Consider the following 15,010-nt stretch of genomic DNA (forward strand, 5'->3'; position numbering starts at 1 on the left):
GCTACTCCTTGAAGCGATAGCCGACGCCGTACAGCGTCTCGATCATCTCGAAATTGTCGTCCGCCACCTTGAACTTCTTGCGCAGCCGCTTGATGTGGCTGTCGATGGTGCGGTCGTCGACATAGACCTGATCGTCATAGGCCGCATCCATCAGCGCGTTGCGGCTCTTCACCACGCCGGGGCGGGTGGCCAGCGCCTGCAGGATGAGAAACTCGGTAACGGTGAGGGTGACGTTCTCGCCCTTCCAGGTGCAGGTGTGGCGCTCGGGGTCCATGCGCAGCAGTCCGCGCTCCAGCACCTTGGCGCTGTCGGTCTCGCGCGGCAGGGCGCCGTCCTTGGGCGCGAAGCGGCGCAGCACCGCCTTCACCCGCTCTACCAGCAGGCGCTGGGAGAACGGCTTCTTGATGAAGTCGTCGGCGCCCATCTTCAGACCGAACAATTCGTCGATCTCGTCATCCTTGGAGGTGAGGAAGATCACCGGCATGTCGCTCTTCTGGCGCAGGCGGCGCAGCAGCTCCATGCCGTCCATGCGCGGCATCTTGATATCGAAGATGGCGAGGTCGGGCGGGTTGGTCTTGAAGCCGTCAAGGGCGGTGGCGCCGTCGGTGTACGTCTGGATACGATAGCCCTCCGACTCCAGGGCGATGGATACGGAGGTAAGAATGTTGCGATCGTCGTCGACGAGAGCGATGGTCGGCATCTGCGCACTTTCCTGTTCGGCGGCGGTACACGAAGCGGTGAACCCCGCCGGCGTGGCCACAATGTGACACGCAAACTGATTCAACGGAAATTAGCGCGTTTCGTGCCCGCCCGCCAATCCACACCGCCGGGTTGACGGCGGGCGCCGCCGCGCACACCTCTTGAGACCCGACAGGCGGAGCTTTGCCATGCCAGCGACCCCGACCACGCCCGACACCTTCGACGCGGCCCGCGCCGTCAAGCGGCTCGTCCGCGAGAGCCAGACCGGGGCGCTCGCCACGCTCGATGCCGATGGCGCGCCCTATGCCTCGCTGGTGCAACTCGCCACCCTGCCGGACGGCGCGCCGCTGCTGCTGCTTTCCCAGCTCGCCCGCCATACGGTGAATCTGCAGCGCGATGCCCGCGTCTCGCTGCTGGTCGACGAACACCGCACCGGCGACGAGCTGCAGGGCGCCCGCGCCGGGCTGAAGGGGCGCATCGCCGCGCTGACCGAGCCAGAGGCCATCGCAACCGCGCGCCGGCGCTATCTCGCCCGCCATCCGGACGCGGCGGGCTTTGCCGGCTTCAGCGACTTCGCCTTCTACCGCCTGGAGGTGGAGAGCGCCCATCTCGTCGCCGGCTTCGGCCGCATCAAAGATGTGGACGGGACGGCGCTCGCCACCCGCATCGACGACGCCGCCGGCGTGCTGGCAGCGGAGGAAGGCGCGGCGGCGCATATGAATGCCGACCATGCCGACGCCATCCAGCTCTATGCGCTTCACCTCATCGGCACCGGCCCCGGGCACTGGAAGCTGGTCGGGCTCGACCCCGAGGGCTGCGACCTGATGGACGGCACCCAGGTACGCCGGCTCGACTTCGGTCAGCGCGTGACCAATGCGCAGGAAATGCGCGCCGCGCTGGTCGAGCGTGCCAATGCCGCACGCGCCTCGGCGGTGCAGTGACACCTTGAAAGGCGCATAATCCCCGGTTTGGCCACATAATCGACCCGGAATTTCGCGCAAAACGCCCCTTTGGGCTCCCATGGTCCCGCCTCCTGTCATGCGTAGGAGGAGCCGACCGTGAAGCAAACCGGCACGCAGAGCGACCAATCCGGCCTTGAGGGGCTCGATCCCGCCGGCACCGGACGGGTGTTCTGGAATCTGGGCAGCGCCTATCTGTGCGAGCGGGCCGTGGCGCGCGGCGAGGTGCGGCTGTCGCATACCGGCGCGCTGGTCGTCACCACCGGCCCGGCCGGGCAGCCGCTCGCGATTGCCCGGGTCAATGATGCGGCGGAGGGCGGAGAGCCTGCCGGCGCGACGGACGATGCGACGCTCACCCGCGCGCAGTTCGAGGCGCTGAAGGCCGACCTGCTCGCCTATGTCGCCCGCCGCACCCTGTTCGGTCAGGATGTCGGCGTGGAGGCTGGCCCCGCCGGCGGCGTCGCCGTGCGGATTCTGTCGGATCAGGCCTGGCACGCGCTGGTCGCCCGCCATCTCCTGCGCCCGCGCCAGACGGCGGCGGACGCGGACGCGCCGCGCCTCACCGTGCTGTGTGCGCCGGGCTTCCGCCCCACGCCCGAGACCCATGGCGTCGCCGCCGAGGGCGTACTGGCGCTGGACCTCGCCAACGGCCTCGCGCTCATCGCCGGCACCGGCCGCAGCGAGACGCTGCGGGCGGCGCTCGCCCATCTCCTCGCCGAACCGCTTTTGGCGGCGGGTGTGCTGCCGCTCGAAGGCGCGGTCCGCACCGGGGCGGACGGCGCGATCTCCCTGCTGATCGGCGCCTCCGGTGCCGGCAAGAGCGCGCTGGCGCAGGGCGCGGCAGAGGAGGACGGCGCGACGCGGCGCCTCGACGGCGCGCTCGGCTGGGGCGATGGCGGGCTCATCGCCCTGGAAGCCGGCAGCTATTCGCGGCCGGCGGACCTTGCCCAGGCGCCCGACGCGGCCCGCTTCGGCACCGTCCTGGAGAATGTGCCGCTCGACCCGGCGACGCGGGTGCCCGGTATTGACGCGGCCGGCGCCGACGCCCGGATCATCCACCCCGCCACCACACACGTGCAAACGCTCGGCACGCCGGCGCATCTGTTCATGCTGGTGCAGGATGAAGAGGGTGTCCTGCCCGCCCTCGCCCGGCTAAGCCCGGCACAGACGCTTGGTGCCTTCCGTGAGGCCACCGGCGTCACCGCGCCACACATTGCCCGACTGCACGCACAGCTGGAGCGCCACGCGCCTGTCTGCTGGCTGGTGAATACGGGCCGGATCGGCGATGGCGGCGAGCGCCGCGTGCCGCTGGAGGTCAGCCGGCGGCTCGTCGCTGCGGCGCAGACGGGTGAGCTGGCGTCGGGCGAGTGGCGCACCGACCCGGAACTCGGCCTCGACGTGCCGGCCGCTGTGGAGGGCATCGACCCGGCCCTGCTCGATTCCCGCAAGGGGTGGGCGAACCGTGGCGATTATCTCGCCGCCGCCCGCCGCTGGACGCAGCGCCTCGCCGCCCCGCTTGCCGAAGGCGACACCGCTTCTGGCACCGACGCGACGCCGGGGATGGCGGTGGCGGCGGAGTAGCGCCGCCGCCCGGCGTCAGAGGAAATACAGCCAGGTGAGCAACGCGAAGCAGGGCAGCAGGAACACGCCCGACCACGCCATGTAGCCAAAGAAGCTCGGCATGGCGACGCCGCGCCCCTTGGCGATGGCCAGCACCATGAAATTGGGGGCGTTGCCGATATAGGTCAGCGCCCCCATGAACACGGCGCCGGCCGAGATCGCCTCCAGCGTCACCGGCAGGCGGGTCATCAGCTCCTGCGCGTCGCCGCCGGCGAGGTTGAAGAAGACGAGATAGGTCGGCGCATTGTCGAGGAAGCCGGAGAGCAGGCCGGTCATCCAGAAATAGCCGGCATTCACCGGTCCGCCGGCCGCATCCGTCACCAGGGCCACCAGCGGGGAAAGCGCGCCATTCGCACCGGCCTTGAGGATGGCGATGACCGGGATGATGGTGAGGAAAATCGCGGCAAACAGCTTCGCCACTTCGCGGATCGGTTCCCAGTCGAAGCCGTTGCGCTCGCGGATGAAGGCCGGGGTGATGGCGATGGAAATCCCCGCCAGCACCAGAAGGCTCAGATCGCGGGCGATGGAGGGCAGCGGCACATGGGTGCCGAGAATGTTGAACTCGATGCCCGGCTTCCACAGCGCGCTCATCAGGATGGCGGCGATGACGCCGGCGAGCAGCGGCAGGTTGCGCAGGCCGCGCAGGCCGAGCCGCTCCGTGTCCGGCGTGGGATCGGGCTTTTGCGGCAGATTCTCTTCGCGGGCGTAGAAATGGCGGTCGAGCAGATAGAACGCCCCGAGCAGCAGCGCCGCCACCAGCGCGGTGTCGTGGAACAGGTGCTGGGTGGTCCAGAAGAAATCGACACCCTTGAGGAAGCCCAGGAACAGCGGCGGATCGCCGAGCGGCGTGAGCGAGCCGCCGATGTTCGAGACGAGGAAGATGAAGAACACCACAGTGTGGACGTTGTAGCGGCGGTCGTCATTGGCGCGCAGCAGTGGGCGGATCAGCACCATGGAGGCGCCGGTGGTGCCGATCAGGCTCGCCAGCACCGTTCCGATGGCGAGCAGCGCCGTGTTCACCCCCGGGCTGCCGTGCAGGTTGCCGGTGAGCAGAATGCCGCCGGAAATGGTGAACAGCGCGAACAGCAGGATGATGAAGGGGATGTATTCCAGCAGCGCCGCATGCGCCACCTCATAGGTGGCGAGCCCGGCGCCATGGGTGGCGACGAAGGGCACCAGAAAGGCCAGCGCCCAGAACAGCGCCACCTTGCCGTAATGATGGTGCCAGAATGCGCCCGCGACCAGCGGGATGATGGCGATGGAAAGCAGCATGCCGACAAAGGGCAGTCCCCAGAGCAGCGGCAGGCTCGCCCCGTCAATGCCCATGCCCTCGGCCGCCTGGGCCGGGCCACCCATCGCCAGCAGCAAGGCGGGAACGCCAGCCGCGGCAAGGCATGAAAGGGCGCGGGCGGCGGCTTTCGTCGTCGTCATCTTCTTCCCCGGTCGGCTGGCGTCGCTGGGGTCGGGGTTAGCAACCCCCTCGCCGGGTGTCGAGCAAAACCGGAGGACCTACCTATATAACGGGCGCCGACAACGGCACCCGCCCCGCACCCCAGCCGCCCCTTTGCGGCCCGCGCCCGCCTGCGCTAGAGCATTTTCGAGCGAAGTGGTTTCCGGTTCGCGTGAAGAAAATGCGTTCAGACAATAGGCTAGTGCCCTTGCGGGCTCTAGACGAAGCCGGCCGGCGGCCCCCCGACCGGCGATGAGGATGCCATGCCCCGCGCCGTCGCCGGCCCCGAGATCGAACGCCTGATCCAGCTGCTCGCCCGCGTGCCGGGCCTCGGGCCGCGTTCCGCCCGCCGCGCGGCGCTGCACCTGATCAAGAAGCGCGAACAGCTGATGAGCCCGCTCGCCAGCGCCTTTGGCGAGGTGCTGGGCAAGATCTGCACCTGCCGCGTCTGCGGCAACATCGATGTGCGCGATCCCTGCTCGATCTGCTGCGACGACACCCGCGACCCGACGCTGCTGGTGGTGGTCGCCGATGTCGCCGACCTGTGGGCGCTGGAACGCGCCGCGGCGCTGAACGCCCGCTACCATGTGCTCGGCGGCACGCTCTCCCCGCTCGACGGCATCGGCCCGGAGGAGCTCAACCTTGCCGCGCTGCTCGCGCGGGTGCAGGGCGGCGCGGTGAGCGAGGTGCTGCTGGCGCTCGGCGCCACGGTCGACGGCCAGACCACCGCCCATTACATCACCGAGCTTCTGCGCGAGACGCCGGTGAAGGTCACCCGCCTCGCCCATGGCGTGCCGGTGGGCGGTGAGCTCGATTATCTCGACGAGGGCACGCTCTCGGCGGCGATCCGGGCGCGCACGAGTTCCTGACGCCGGCGCCGCGCCCTCAGCCCCTCGCCGCCGCCAGTTCGCGGAAATGGCCGCGCGCCTGCAGATAAGCGAGCAGCGCCAGCCCCGGCAGGGCAGCGAGCGCGGTGATGGCGAAGAACACCATCCACCCCGTCGCCTCGGCGACGAAGCCGGCGGAGGAGGCGAGGAAGGTCCGCCCCACCGCCGCCAGCGCGGTCAGCAGCGCGTATTGGGTCGCGGTATGGGCGCGGTTGCCACACAGCGCCGAGATATAGGCGACGAAGATCACCGTGCCGATGGCGCCGGTGAAGTTCTCGACCACGATGGTCGCGGTCAGCGCCGGCACATTCACCCCCACCCAGGCCTGCCAGGAAAAGGCGAGGTTGGAGAGCATCTGCAGCAGGCCCGCCACCCACAGCGCGGTGGCAAGCGGCAAAGCGCGGGCGATAACCCCGCCGGCGAAGCCGCCGAGCAGCGCCGCCGCGAAGCCCACGCCCTTTACCACCCCGGCATAGGTCGCCTTGTCAAAGCCGATATTGATGACGAACGCCCCGGTCAGCGCCCCGGCAAAGGCATCGCAGAACTTGAACAGCACCACGAACAGCAGGATGGCGACGGCGCTGTTGCGGGTAAGGAATTCGGCGAAGGCGCCCACCGCCGTCGCGCCGATCCGGCGGAAGACGTTTTCGTCATGCCGGATCGCTGGCGCCCCGGCCGGCTCCTTCGCCAGCAGCGCCGCCAGCAGGCCGACGCCGACCATGGCGGCGGCGGCGAGATAGCCCCACGCCCACACATCGGCGCGCGGCACGCCCAGCACCTCGAACCACGCCACCAGCAGCACCACGCCGGCGCCGGAGGCCAGCATGCCGACGCGGTAGGCGGCGACATAGCCGGCCATGCCGGCGGCCTGTTCGCGCACCTCCAGGCTTTCGACGCGGAAGGCATCGACGACGATGTCCTGCGTCGCCGAGGCGGTGGCGACCAGAAGCGCGCCGAGCGCCACATGCCAGGGTGCGTTCACCGGGTCCTGAAACCCGAGCCAGGCGACGGCGAGGATCAGCAGAAGCTGGGTGAACACCAGCCAGCCGCGCCGCCGCCCCAGCCAGCGCCCGAGCAGCGGCACATCCAGCGCATCGACCAGCGGCGCCCAGATGAACTTGAAATTATAGGGCACCCCGACCAGCGCGAAGAGGCCGATCGTGGTGAGGTTCACCTGCGCCTCAGCCATCCAGATGGTCAGCGTGGCGCCGGAAAGCGCCAGCGGCAGGCCGGAGGAAAAGCCCAGAAGCACCACGATGAGCACGCGCCGGCGCAGATAGACCGCGAGACTGGCGAGAAAGCCGTCCTCGTCGCGGGCGGGTTCGGTGCGGGCGGTGTCGGTCATGGTCAGCGGTCTCGATGGCGGGCGCGCCGGCGCGCGATTCGGGCTGCGTCCCGCCTATCTCTAAAGCGCTTTGGCAACGGATTGAATCGCCAAGGCGCCCCGCGGGCGCCCGCCTCAGTGTGCGACGTCGGCGCGGACGCGAGCGGACATATCCACCAGTTCGCGCCAGCGCTGCTGCGAAGCGAGGTGCAGCACGATGAGATCGAGCCAGCCCTTGGCGTGAAACTCGACCACCGCGGCGGCGGGGAGCGCCCGGAACGCCGCTTCGTCGACCAGCTGAAAGCCCTGCACCACGGCGCGGCCGGCATCGGCATAATTGACCTGCGCGCTGCGCGGCACCAGCAGGCGCTTGTCCTTCAGCGCCTGGACGAAGGCCAGGGTGCGGGCGTGTTCGGTGGCATAGGCCTCGCACAGCGCCATCGCCGACTGGGCGGCCCGGGTGGCCGCGCCCCTGAGGTCGAACAGCATGTCGGCCTCCTTCTCGCCCTCGTCCGCCAGCCGGTCGCTGGCGAGGTCGACGCCGAGCATGATGGACCCATCATTCTCGGCGGTGATGCCAATGAAGGGGTAGCGTCGGACATAGCCGGGAATGTAGCTGCCGGCGCGCCAGCGCCCGTCCGCCTCGACGAACAGGTTCTGCTCGGCGGCAACGCCCGTCACCGCCAGCGGCATCGCGCCCTCGTCGCTGGCGAAGACGATGGGATAGTCGCGCCCGGCCGCCGCGAACTCGCCGGTCACCAGCGGCAGCGACGTCGCGCCGGCCGCGAAGCGGAAATCCACCGCGCGCCGAAGGCTGAGCCGTCCATGGTTCTGGAAGCGCAGCAGCGCCGGCTTGCGGTAGAACAGCGGCAGCGCGGCCGCAGCGGCGGCGCTGGTCTTGCGGGCCTTGGGCGCTTTTGCGGGCGTTTTCGTCATGGCAAGACCTTTCGCGAAGCGGAGCGAGGGACGGCCCTGTCAGACGGGTGCGTCCGGCGGCGCCAGACACCCCGCAGCCTTCGGCGAGAGGGTCCGTGTCGACCCGCCGGAATTAGCCGATCGGCCGGGGCGCGACAACCATTCTTACCTCCGCGCCGGCCTCCGGAATTGCCTCCGCACGACCGCGCGCACCGCGCCAGCACCGTGTCAGGCTGGCGGTGCGGCCGGGCCCTTGCGCGGCGGCTCCTCCGGCATGGGGATCACGTCCACCTCGACCTTGAGCTTCTGCCGCCCCGAGCCGAACACCACGCCGCCAATGGGGGCGACATCGGTGTAGTCGCGCCCCACCGCCAGCACGACGTGATCGGTGGCGACGGTGAGCGCGTTGGTCGGGTCGAGCCCCTGCCAGCCGATCGCGTCCCCGCACCACACCGCCACCCAGGCATGGGTGGCGTCGGCGCCCTGCAGGCGCTCCTTGCCGGGGGGCGGCTCGGTGCGCAAGAAGCCGGAGACATAGGCCGCCGGCAGGCCGAGCCCGCGCAGGCCGGCGATCATGATATGGGCGAAGTCCTGGCACACCCCGGCCCGCAGCTCGAACGCCTCCAACGGCGGGGTCGAGACATCGGTGGCGCGCGGGTCATAGGTGAACTCCGCATGGATGCGGTTCATCACCTCGATGCAGGCGGCGAGCATCGGCCGGTCCGGCGGGAAGCTCGCGGCCACCCATTCGGTGATCGCCGGGCTCAGCGGCACGGCGGGGCTGGGAAACAGGAAATGCGCCGGCGAGCGGCCGGAGAGATCGAGGCTCGCATTCGCCGCCGCGCGCGTCTCTTCCCAGGAAGGGCCGGAATCCGGGGCGATGTCGGGCGGCGCGTCCACCTCCACCCGCGCCCGTGTCTTGACGACGAAGCTGCGATGCGGCGTCTCGATGCGGATATGCACCACCTTGTTGCCGAAGAAATCGCGGGTCTCGGTCCATTCCACCGGCTCGGGCTCGACGGCGAAATGACTGGCGACGACGCGCTGGTTCGGCCGCTCCACCGGCACCATCCGCACCACATGGCGCGCCACCGGCACGGAGGAGGCATAAGAATAGGTGGTGGCCTGGTGGATGTCGTATTTCATGCCTGGAGGTCCCATGGCGTTTCCACCGGCTGGCGGTGGATGAAATAGCGCTCCGCCACGTCGTTGGAGAGCTCCATCAGCTGGGCCTCGACCTTGGCGAGCCGCGCATCGTCGAACTCGACCGCGTCGAACGCCTTCATGCTCGCGGACAGCCGGGCGACGAGGCGCTCCTCCGGCGGGGGCAGCGCGTCGCCGGCATGGCCGGGCAGCACGTCGAGATGGTCGCTGATGGCGGCGATCTGGAAGGCGAGCGAGCGCGGATTCACCGGGTCCAGCAGCACGAGGTCGAGCACCGGCGCGCGACTTTCCACCATCACATAGCGCGAGCGATAGGTGATCTGGCTGTCGCACAGCTCCAGCAGCACGTCGAGCGTGCTGGCGCTCGGCGTCTCGCCCACCAGCGCGCGGGCGAAGCGGCACACGGCGATGCCGCGTTCGATGCGGCGGCCGAGATCGAGGAAGCGCCAGCCGGCGAGCCGGTTCATGTTCTCCGAGGCGAGGCCGGAAAAGGCGGCGAGCGCGCGCAGCGCCCGGTCGGCGCGCTCATAGGCGTCCGGCTCGGCGCTGCCCGGCGGCACCGGCTCGTCCAGGGTCAGGCCGAGATCGGCCAGGGTGCGCCAGGCATCCGGGGAGAGCCGGTCGCGGATCACCGAGGCGGTGTGGCGGGCGCTGTCGATGAGATTGGGAAGGGCGCCCGGCCGCTCGCGCCCGGCCAGCGCCGCCAGAACATGGCGGATCGGGCGGGCGCGCGTCAGCTCGTCCGGCACCGCGCCCCAGGATTGCAGCAGGTCGAGCAGCGCCGGCACCGAGCCGCCGCCGCCATCGGCGGTGGAGGAGAGCCGCCCGGCCAGCGTGCGCAGCAGGCGCAGCGTGCATTCCGCGCGCTCGACATAGCGCCCGAGCCAGAAGAAGTTATCCGCCGCACGGCTCGGCAGCGGCCCGGTCTGGCGCTTCACCTCCACCGTGTCGGGCGCCGGCAGCAGGCTCGTCTGCTCCACCGGCGCGGCGTCCAGCACCCACACATCGGCCGAACGGCCACCGCCCTGCATCGAGACGGCGCGGGAATCGAGCGTGTCGGAGACGCGGCAGAAGCCGCCGGGCATCACGGTCCAGCCGTTCTCGGTGGCGGCGACGAAGATGCGCAGGATGAAGGGGCGCGGCTCCAGCCTTCCGTTGCTCCACACCGGCATGGTGGAAAGGCGCACCGCCTCCTGCCCGACAATGTCGACGCCGCGGGTGCGGATGGCGCGTTCCACCGCCGCGCGCTGGGCGGGATCGAGATCGGCGCCGATCACCGGCCCGTTCTCCAGCGCCCCCGGCACCGGCCGGCGGAAGGCGGGCGAGATGACGAGATCGTCGAGGCTGTCGAGCACCCTTTCGCGCTCGGCCGGCTGGCCGCACCACCAGGTCGCGACATTGGGCAGGATCGGCGCCTCGCCCAGCACCTGCTGGCCGAGACGCGGCAGGAAGCCCATCATCGCCGGCGCCTCGACCACGCCGGCGCCGAGCGCGTTCGCCACCGCCACGCCGCCGGCGCGGATCGCCTGCATCAGCCCGGGCACGCCAAGATGCGAGGACGGGTTGAGTTCCAGCGGGTCGGCGTAGTCGGCGTCGAGGCGGCGCAGCAGCACGTCCACCCGCTTCAGCCCGGCCACGGTGCGGACATAGACCACATTGTCGCGCACGGTGAGGTCGTCGCCCTCCAGCAGCACGAAGCCGAGATAGCGGGCGAGATAGGCGTGCTCGAAATAGGTCTCATTCAGCGGACCGGGGGTGAGCAGCCCCACCCGCCCCTCGCCGGAACGGTCCAGCTTGGTCAGCCCGGCCCGCAGCCCCTGGAAATAGCCGGCCAGCCGCATGACGTTGAGCGAGCGGGCGAGGTCCGGCAGGGCGCGGGCGATGGCAATGCGGTTCTCCAGCGCATAGCCGGCACCGGAGGGCGACTGGGTGCGGTCGGAGAGCACCCACCAGCGCCCGTCCGGCCCCCGGCCGAGATCGGCGGCGTAAATCTTGAGGAAGCTGCCGCCATGCGGGTCCACCCCGACCATGGGGCGCAGGAAATCGGGATTGCCGGCCACGACAGCCGCCGGCAGCGCGCCCGCCCGCACCAGCTGGCCCTCGCCATAGAGGTCGGAGAGCAACCCTTCCAGCATCTGCGCGCGCTGGATCAGCCCGCGCTCCAGCGCCCGCCATTCCGCCGCGTCGATGACGAGCGGCAGATGCGAGATCGGCCAGGGCCGCTCGCCGCCATTGGGGTCGTCATAGACGCGGTAGAACACGCCCGAGCGGTAGAGATGCCGATCGGCGGCGCGGAAGCGGCGATTGACCTCCTCCACGCCCATTTCGGCGAGGGCGGCCAGAAGCGACGTCCAGTGCGCGCGCGGGCGCCCCTCGCCGTCCACGAGTTCATCGTGGACGCCGGGCAGCGGCTTGTACTGCGCCAGCAGCGCCTCAACGGCCGCTTCCTCGAAGCGGCGCGTGCGCGCCTGCGGCTCCGTGCGACTGGGCATGGCTCCCTCTCAGCCCGGCAAAGGATGGGCATACCATCCCCGCGCCGCCGCCGCACGCCCCTTCCCCGCCGAATGCCCCCCGCCGCGCCCGCCGGCGCGGCAGCGTGGGGATAAGGAATCCGTCCCAACCGTCATGGCGCGCCGTCAGATCCGCGCCGGGCGGCGCAGATCCAGCGTCGCCGGGAATTCGGTGGATGGCTCCTCCGCCGGGACGAAGAGATAGCCCGGCGTGTGCCCATGATCCTGGAAGCGCGCCAGCCGGCGGGCCTGCGCCTCATAGGAATTGACCGGGAAGGTCTCGTAGTTGCGCCCGCCGGGATGGGCGACATGGTAGACGCAGCCGCCCAGCGAGCGGTTCGACCACAGATCGACGATGTCGAAGGTGAGCGGCGCCTGCACGGGAATGGTCGGGTGCAGGCCGGAGGCCGGCTGCCACGCCTTGAAGCGCACCCCGGCGACATATTCGCCGAAGCGGCCCGTCGGCATCAGCGGCAGGCGCCGGCCATTGCAGGCGACGACATGGCGGGCCGGGTTGAGCCCTTCCACCCGCACCTGCAGCCGCTCCACCGAGGAATCGACGAAACGCACCGTGCCGCCGACCGCGCCTTCCTCGCCCATCACATGCCACGGCTCCAGCGCCTGCCGCAGTTCCAGCGTCACCCCGCCATGTTCCACCTGCCCGAAATAGGGGAAGCGGAATTCGCGCTGCGCCTCGAACCACAGCGGATCGACGCGGTAGCCGGCGCGGGCGAGATCGGCCAGCACGTCCTGGAAATCGGCCCAGACGAAATGCGGCAGCATGAAGCGGTCGGCCAGCGCCGTGCCCCAGCGCACCAGCGGGCCTTCCTGCGGCGTGCGCCAGAACCAGGCGATGAGCGCGCGCAGCAGCAATTGCTGGGCGAGCGACATGCGCCAGTCCGGCGGCATCTCAAACGAGCGGAACTCGACGAGGCCGAGCCGCCCCGTCGGCCCGTCCGGCGAGAACAGCTTGTCGATACAGATCTCGGAACGGTGGGTGTTGCCGGTGACGTCGGTGAGCAGATTGCGGAACAGCCGGTCCACCAGCCAGGGCGGCGGCACGAGGCCCCTTCCCGGCGCGGGCACCTGCGCCATGGCGATTTCCAGCTCATACAGGCTGTCATGGCGCGCCTCGTCGACGCGCGGGGCCTGGCTGGTCGGGCCGATGAACAGGCCGGAGAACAGATAGGACAGCGCGGGATGGCGCTGCCAATAGGTCACGAGGCTTTTCAGCAGGTCCGGCCGGCGCAGGAACGGGCTGTCCGCCGGCGTGGCGCCGCCCACCACCACATGGTTGCCGCCGCCCGTGCCGGTGTGGCGCCCGTCGACCATGAATTTCTCGGTGCCGAGGCGGGTGAGCCGCGCCTCCTCATAGAGATCGCGGGTAATCTCGACGCAGGTCTGCCAATTGGCGGCCGGGTGGACATTCACCTCGATGACGCCGGGATCGGGCGCCACGCGGATGACGTTGAGCCGCGGATCGACCGGCGGCGTGTAGCCCTCGACATGCACGGGCAGGCCGAGTTCCTCCGCCGTCACCTCGATGGCGGCGAGCAGTTCGAGATAATCCTCCAGCCGCTCGGTCGGCGGCATGAACACGCAGAGGCGTCCATCGCGCGGCTCGATGGAGAGCGCGGTGCGCACCGCACCGGTGCCGGTGAGCACCTGGTCAACTTGGTCCTGCAACGGCTCCTCGCGCGCCGAGCGGCGGTAGAGCTGGTGCAGGGTTTCCGCATCCGGCAGGTCGCCGGAGATCGCCATCGGGTCGGCGGGGTTCACATAGGGGTAGGCGGCCGGCGGCACCCAGGGCAGGCTCGCCAGCGGCAGGCGGAAGCCGAGCGGGGAATCGCCCGGCACCAGCAGCAGCCGCCCCCGGCGGAAGCGCCATTTCTCGCTGACCCAGCCGCGCACGCCGCGCGCCTGCCAGCGCTGGATCGGCAGCACATAGCCGCTGGGCTTGCCCAGACCGCGCTCGAACACCCGGGCGAAGCGCGCCCGCGCCTCGGCATCCTCCAGCTTGGTGTCGAACGGGTCGGCATTCTCCGGGAGGTCGCCCTCCTTCAGCAGCCAGTGGGCGGCGTCCTCATAGGCCGGCTCGGCATAGGCGGCGCCGACGCCGAGGCTGTCGGCCAGCGTGGTAATGAAGCGCTGCGCCTCGTCGATGGTCGCCCCCTTCTGGGTCTCGACGGCGACAAGCGCCGGGTCGCGCCAGATCGGCTTGCCGTCCTTGCGCCAATAGAGCGAGAAGGTCCAGCGCGGCAGGCTCTCGCCGGGATACCACTTACCCTGCCCGTAATGCAGCATGCCGCCGGGGGCGAAGCGCGTGCGCAGCCGGCGGATCAGCTCGTCCGCCCGGGCGCGCTTGGTTGGCCCGACGGCGGAGGTGTTCCACTCCGCGCCCTGATAATCGTCGATGGAGATGAAGGTCGGCTCGCCGCCCATGGTCAGGCGCACATCCTGCGCCGCCAGATCCGCATCCACCCGGTCGCCCAGCGCGTCGAGCGCCGCCCAGGCCTCGTCGGAGAAGGGCAGCGTCACGCGCGGCTTCTCGGCGACGCGGGTAACCCGCATGTCGAACTCGAACTCGGTCTTGGTGCCCTCCTCGGCGGAGAAGCCGCCGGTGATCGGCGCGGCCGAAGAAGGGCTCGGCGTGGCGCACAGCGGCAGATGGCTCTCGCCGCACAGCAGGCCGGAGGTGGGGTCGAGGCCGATCCAGCCGGCGCCGGGCAGATACACCTCGCACCAGGCGTGCAGGTCGGTGAAATCGACCTCGGTGCCGGTGGGGCCGTCCAGCGCCTTCACGTCGGGCTTGAGCTGGATGAGATAGCCGGAGACGAAGCGCGCGGCGAGGCCGAGCCGGCGCAGCACCTGCACCAGCAGCCAGCCGGAATCGCGACAGGAGCCGGAGGCGAGCGCCAGCGTCTCGTCCGGCGTCTGCACGCCCGGTTCCATACGGATGAGATAGCCGACGCGGCCCTGGACCTTCTGGTTGAGGGCGACGAGATAGTCGACGGTCATCGCTCCGTCGTCAGGGCGCACCTCCTCGACAAAGGCGTCGAGCAGCGCCCCGCCCTCCTCGCGCTCCAGATAGGGGATCAGTTCCTTGGCCAGCGCCGTCGGGTAGGCGAAGGGCAGCGTCTCCGCATATTCCTCGATGAAGAAGTCGAACGGGTTGTACACCGTCATGTCGGCGATGAGGTCGACCTCGACCCGGAACTCCGTGACCTTCTCCGGGAAGACGAAGCGGGCCATCCAGTTGCCGAACGGGTCCTGCTGCCAGTTCACGAAATGGTTCGAGGGCGTGACCTTGAGCGCGTAGCTCTTCACCGGGGTCCGGCAATGCGGCGCCGGGCGCAGCCGGATGATCTGCGGACCGAGGGTGACCGGGCGGTCATAGCGGTAGGCCGTGACGTGATGCAGGCTGGCGAAGATTGTCATAGGCACCCACTGACCAACAGGGAACACGGCGCCCACGCCCGGGA

10 protein-coding genes are annotated in these 15,010 nt (G+C 70.1%); 3 read left to right on the plus strand and 7 right to left on the minus strand.

Annotated features, from left to right (window positions below):
* Position 1 precedes the first annotated feature (1 nt).
* Entirely contained in the window at positions 2-700 is a 699-nt protein-coding gene (locus ACO07Z_RS10445; protein ID WP_421698664.1) for a response regulator transcription factor, read from the minus strand.
* Positions 701-887: 187 nt separating this feature from the next.
* Between ACO07Z_RS10445 and ACO07Z_RS10450 the strand changes: the two genes are divergently transcribed.
* Positions 888-1,640: a HugZ family protein gene (locus ACO07Z_RS10450; protein ID WP_421698665.1), complete on the plus strand. Its 753-nt coding sequence runs from the start codon at positions 888-890 to the stop codon at positions 1,638-1,640.
* Positions 1,641-1,757: 117 nt separating this feature from the next.
* Complete coding sequence (locus tag ACO07Z_RS10455) at positions 1,758-3,239, plus strand: phosphoenolpyruvate carboxykinase (ATP) (protein ID WP_421698666.1); 1,482 nt, start codon at positions 1,758-1,760, stop codon at positions 3,237-3,239.
* Between the two features lie 15 nt (positions 3,240-3,254).
* Here ACO07Z_RS10455 and ACO07Z_RS10460 read toward each other — a convergent pair whose 3' ends face one another.
* Entirely contained in the window at positions 3,255-4,709 is a 1,455-nt protein-coding gene (locus tag ACO07Z_RS10460; protein ID WP_421698667.1) for a sodium:proton antiporter, read from the minus strand.
* 282 nt (positions 4,710-4,991) lie between these two features.
* Between ACO07Z_RS10460 and recR the strand changes: the two genes are divergently transcribed.
* Complete coding sequence (gene recR / locus ACO07Z_RS10465; RefSeq protein ID WP_421698668.1) at positions 4,992-5,597, plus strand: recombination mediator RecR; 606 nt, start codon at positions 4,992-4,994, stop codon at positions 5,595-5,597.
* A 16-nt stretch (positions 5,598-5,613) separates the two neighbouring features.
* Here the strand turns inward: recR and ACO07Z_RS10470 are convergent, their stop codons facing one another.
* From ACO07Z_RS10470 to ACO07Z_RS10490, 5 genes are all read right to left on the minus strand, one after another.
* Positions 5,614-6,960 (minus strand): AmpG family muropeptide MFS transporter, encoded by a 1,347-nt coding sequence (locus ACO07Z_RS10470; RefSeq protein ID WP_421698669.1) that lies wholly within the window; start codon positions 6,958-6,960, stop codon positions 5,614-5,616.
* Positions 6,961-7,074: 114 nt separating this feature from the next.
* A complete protein-coding gene (locus ACO07Z_RS10475) occupies positions 7,075-7,875 on the minus strand; it encodes a SapC family protein (RefSeq protein ID WP_421698670.1) in 801 nt (266 codons plus the stop codon).
* Between the two features lie 207 nt (positions 7,876-8,082).
* Positions 8,083-9,000, minus strand: a complete 918-nt coding sequence (locus tag ACO07Z_RS10480; protein WP_421698671.1) for a transglutaminase family protein — start codon at positions 8,998-9,000, stop codon at positions 8,083-8,085.
* Complete coding sequence (locus ACO07Z_RS10485) at positions 8,997-11,510, minus strand: circularly permuted type 2 ATP-grasp protein (protein WP_421698672.1); 2,514 nt, start codon at positions 11,508-11,510, stop codon at positions 8,997-8,999. Before ACO07Z_RS10485 ends, ACO07Z_RS10480 begins: the two co-directional genes overlap by 4 nt.
* Positions 11,511-11,654: 144 nt before the next feature.
* Entirely contained in the window at positions 11,655-14,966 is a 3,312-nt protein-coding gene (locus ACO07Z_RS10490) for a DUF2126 domain-containing protein (protein ID WP_421698673.1), read from the minus strand.
* Between the last annotated feature and the right edge of the window lie 44 nt (positions 14,967-15,010).

The sequence above is a fragment of the Ancylobacter sp. genome, assembly GCF_965229075.1.
Classification (GTDB): domain Bacteria; phylum Pseudomonadota; class Alphaproteobacteria; order Rhizobiales; family Xanthobacteraceae; genus Ancylobacter.